The sequence below is a fragment of the Geoglobus sp. genome, assembly GCF_054018175.1.
The window spans coordinates 1-3,657 of record NZ_JBPLZQ010000014.1 but is presented as its reverse complement, the minus strand read 5'-3'; the positions used below and the strand labels follow the sequence as shown (position 1 = coordinate 3,657).

4 protein-coding genes and 1 pseudogene are annotated in these 3,657 nt (G+C 50.4%); all 5 read right to left on the bottom strand.

Going from position 1 to position 3,657, the window contains the following annotated elements; all coding sequences use genetic code 11:
• The coding region (locus ACXJJC_RS00975; RefSeq protein WP_456368685.1) for a class I SAM-dependent methyltransferase at positions 1 to 957 on the bottom strand (957 nt) is incomplete at its 3' end.
• Positions 954 to 1,244 carry a signal recognition particle subunit SRP19/SEC65 family protein gene (locus ACXJJC_RS00970; RefSeq protein WP_052400172.1) on the bottom strand — a complete coding sequence of 97 codons (291 nt, stop codon included), beginning with the start codon at positions 1,242 to 1,244 and terminating at the stop codon, positions 954 to 956. The genes ACXJJC_RS00975 and ACXJJC_RS00970, both read right to left, overlap by 4 nt.
• Positions 1,219 to 1,497 carry a phosphoribosyl-ATP diphosphatase gene (gene hisE / locus ACXJJC_RS00965; protein ID WP_048090589.1) on the bottom strand — a complete coding sequence of 93 codons (279 nt, stop codon included), beginning with the start codon at positions 1,495 to 1,497 and terminating at the stop codon, positions 1,219 to 1,221. The genes ACXJJC_RS00970 and hisE overlap by 26 nt, the downstream gene beginning before the upstream one ends.
• Before the next feature lie 5 nt (positions 1,498 to 1,502).
• Positions 1,503 to 2,291, bottom strand: a complete 789-nt coding sequence (locus ACXJJC_RS00960) for a CBS domain-containing protein (RefSeq protein WP_456368683.1) — start codon at positions 2,289 to 2,291, stop codon at positions 1,503 to 1,505.
• A 31-nt stretch (positions 2,292 to 2,322) separates the two neighbouring features.
• Positions 2,323 to 3,657: pseudogene (locus ACXJJC_RS00955) on the bottom strand (hypothetical protein); the annotation flags it as partial.

Here is a 3,657-nt window from a genome sequence, read left to right as displayed (position 1 = left end):
CCTCCTCGTGAGACTCTTGTGCAGCCTCTGGTACAGCTTGTATTCAACTTCGAATCTCTCCCTTACGAGGTCATCAACGTCAATGTTTGTGAGAAACACGGCTCTTCTGCCCATCCTCAGCACCCGGTGAAATTCATCGAGAGCACTGCTGTAAAGCTCGTGAATCTCACCGAGGCTCTTCGTGGACTGCAGATAGGGGAAGTCCGTGACGATACCGTCAACGCTCTCTTCTCTGAGACCCATGCTCTTCACGTCACCGATCATTACATTTCTTGGAAGTCCGTAGTACTGCAGGTTAATTCCGCAGCCCTCCGCTATGACTCTGTATGCCTCAATTCCCACGAATTCCAGCCCCATGAGGCCAGCCTCAACCAGAATTGTGCCAGTGCCGCACATCGGGTCGAGTATTGTGCCGTCTTTAATGCCTGTAATGTTGACCAGGCTCCTCGCTATCCTTGGCAGAATCGCTCCCGGTCTGAAGAACGGTTTTAGGTCTGGCCTTCTCAGCAGGAACTGCTTCCTGTCAGTCTCGTGCATAAGAATTCCTGCATGAATTCTGTCAGAGAAGTAAACCTTAACCACGTGATCGGGCTTTGAAACACTTATCTCTGCCCCTCTCCTCCAGAGAATCGCCCCGAGTTCCCTCTCGAGCCTGAGAGAGTCTGCCTTTTTCCCTCCGATGTTCCTGACCCTCACGCAGATCTTCCCTTCAGGAATTTCCATCTGTTTAAAGTGCTCCTTCAGCTCTTCAGGACTCGCGCATGAGAACAGGTGCTCGCTAACCTCGTGGATGAGCCCGAATCTGTGGAAGTATCCGGATATTTCCTCAGAGCATTCTCCAGCCACAATCTGGATGTCAGCGCTTTCAGTGTGGCCATCAAAAACGTTCAGAAACGTCTCAGCTTCTATTCTGGCAAGCTCCTCGAACTCTCCGCTCAGATAAAATATCAGCCTCATCCCCGCATTTCCTTTATTTTCTCCGCAAGTCTGATCATCAGTTCGGTTTTCTTCAATTTCTTCTCAACTCTGATCCGGCCCCCCTCCTCCCACCAGCACCGGGGGTACTTTTTCTGCTCCACGTCATAGCTGAGACCGAGAGCCTCGCATGCTTTTGCAAGCTCGTCCAGCTTCACGTTAGGGACGGCAAACCTTCTGGGGATCTTCCTCCCCTCGCTCCTGCTCTTCTTTTTGTCAATGTTGACCGTCCAGATTACGTAACTACTTCCTCCTTCTTGCAAGCTCATCGTAAACTTCCTCCAGACTTATTTCCAGTTTTGAAAGCAGAACGAGTAGGTGGTAGAGCAGATCCGCCACCTCGTAAACGATTTCCTCTTTTTTCCCGTCCTTTACGGCCAGGATCACTTCTGTCGTCTCCTCGCCGAGCTTCTCCAGTATGCCGTTTATCCCCTTCTCACCGTAGAGGAGTCCTGCAGTGTACGAGCCTTCGACCGGATTCTTCTTCCGCTCCTCTATGATCCCGTAAAGCTCCTCCAGCATGGCGATCACTTTGAGTTCTTGAACGTTATCTCGACAAGGGGATGGGGAACGTCCTCTATGATCTCGATGTCCCTGATGGATTTAATCTTTTTCTTCCTGACGAGCTTCTCCATGCCGAGCTCCACATTTTCAGGGACTTCGAGAATGTATGCATCGAGCTTCTCCATGCCGATCTTTTTAGCCGCAACCGCTCTGTGGTGTCCATCCACCAGAAAGAGCTTGCCACCCTTTTTTATTACCACAACTGGCTCCGCAAGCCCCCTCCTCAGCTCATATATTCTGCCTCTCAGCTCGTCTGCGTAAATCTTGGTCTGGGTGGGGATCAGCCTGTCCACCTCAACTTCTCCGTTGTAAACCCTCACTTTTGTGCCGTGGACTTTTTCGATGGTCTCCTTCAGTTTCGACACTTTTGTCGGATCGGCTCTTTCAATCTGACTTCTGATTATATCTGTGTTGGTGATTATGCCCTTAATCCTGCCTTTATCGTCAACTACCGGCAATTTTGAGTGTCCGGTTCGGAACATAACTCTTGCAACGTCTTTCAGGTCCATGTATTCTCTTGCAACGTAGAGTGATCTGGTCATCACGTCTTTAATCCTGGCATTCAGGTCTTTTCTAAGCAGATCCATTGACGAAATGTACCCCACAAGCTTTCCGTTTTCGTCCACAACAGGAAAACCGTCATGACCTGTTTTCTCTATTATGTCTATTGCTTCTTCAACAGTATTGTCGGGCCTGAGCGTGATGACATTTCTTGTCATGTAGTCGGCAACTTTCTGCTTCACAGGAAACATGAAAAAAGAGAGGTATATTTAGTTTCTCATTTCAGGGTATCGTGGTAGTGTCTGATGCGATCACCGTTGCTGGGCTCATCTTGGTGAGACTGTCCAGAAATTCATTTACCTCAGGAGTATCTGCACCTCTCAGGTCTTTCAGGAAACGATCTGACACTGACTGGTAGATCAGCTCCGCTCTGACCTCAAATGGGCCACTGTATCCGGCGACATTTATTATGTAGCTGACCGTATCCTCTCCGCCTGTGAAGTCCGGGTCTTCCGATGCCTTGCCCTTAACAGCTATATCCGGGATGGCTTTAGCGACATCGAAGCCCCTAGGGGGTATGCGGTTGTCCTTGATGTAGTCTGCAGCCCTTAGCAATGTGGATGTCACCTCCCCGTTGACATCGACCATCACGGCTTCGTAAATCTGAACATCATCCTCGCTCGTTATTGTGTCGTGATGGGGTTCGTAGGGCTCTTCCTCTCCGGCGATCCTGCCGTTCTCCAGCTTACCAGACTCGAAAACGACATTGCCATCTCCATCGGTCACGACCAGGTGGATCCATGCCCTCCTTGATGGAAAACCGGTGGGGAACTTGTGGCCGGCACCGTTTTCCACCTTTACATCAACCTTGAGCTCGTCCCCATCTCTGCTGGCAGTAACTATTTTCAAGTTTATGAGTGACCTGAGCATTTCCCTGGCTTTATCTGCGCCATTCTGTGCTCCGAGCATATCGAGCATCTGAACATTTGCTCCGGCAAATACGTGCCGGAAGAACGGGCTCCTTTCTGGAAGGTTTGGAGGCATCGTTGAGACTCTCACACCCTCTGTCTGGGGCATGTGGCAGCTCTGGCAGGGTTTTTCCGGACTGTATTTGCTGTTCAGCCATTCCAGGTATGGCGTCTGTTCGGGAAACTCTCCGGCAACGTTACCCTCGTCATCAATGAATGGCGTGTACAGCGTGTGGCACGTGGCACATAACTCGGCTTTTCCAATGTGTTTGCCAAGCTGGGGTATGTATCCCACGCTGTTTACCATTGGTCTCACTCTTACAGGCTCAAAAGGACCAAAGATGATTCTGTCCGGCTTTTTGGTTTTCGTGTCTATCGTATACTTTCCGCTGAAGCTTTCCTTCTTGCCGAGATTATCCGGGAGTATCTGGTGACACAGTGTGCACGAAACACCTTCGATGGCGAGGGAGTGCATTTCGCTCTCTGCGTTCAGGAACGACCCCACATTCACCTCAACTCCGTCTGCATGTGCCTGAACGCTGGCCATCGGCATGTGGCATCTGGCACATTTCTCGTTTATCACGTCTGCAAGCTCCGGGAACTTTGCAATTTCAGCGCTGACCTTAGCTCTCCAGTAGGGGTCCTTTGA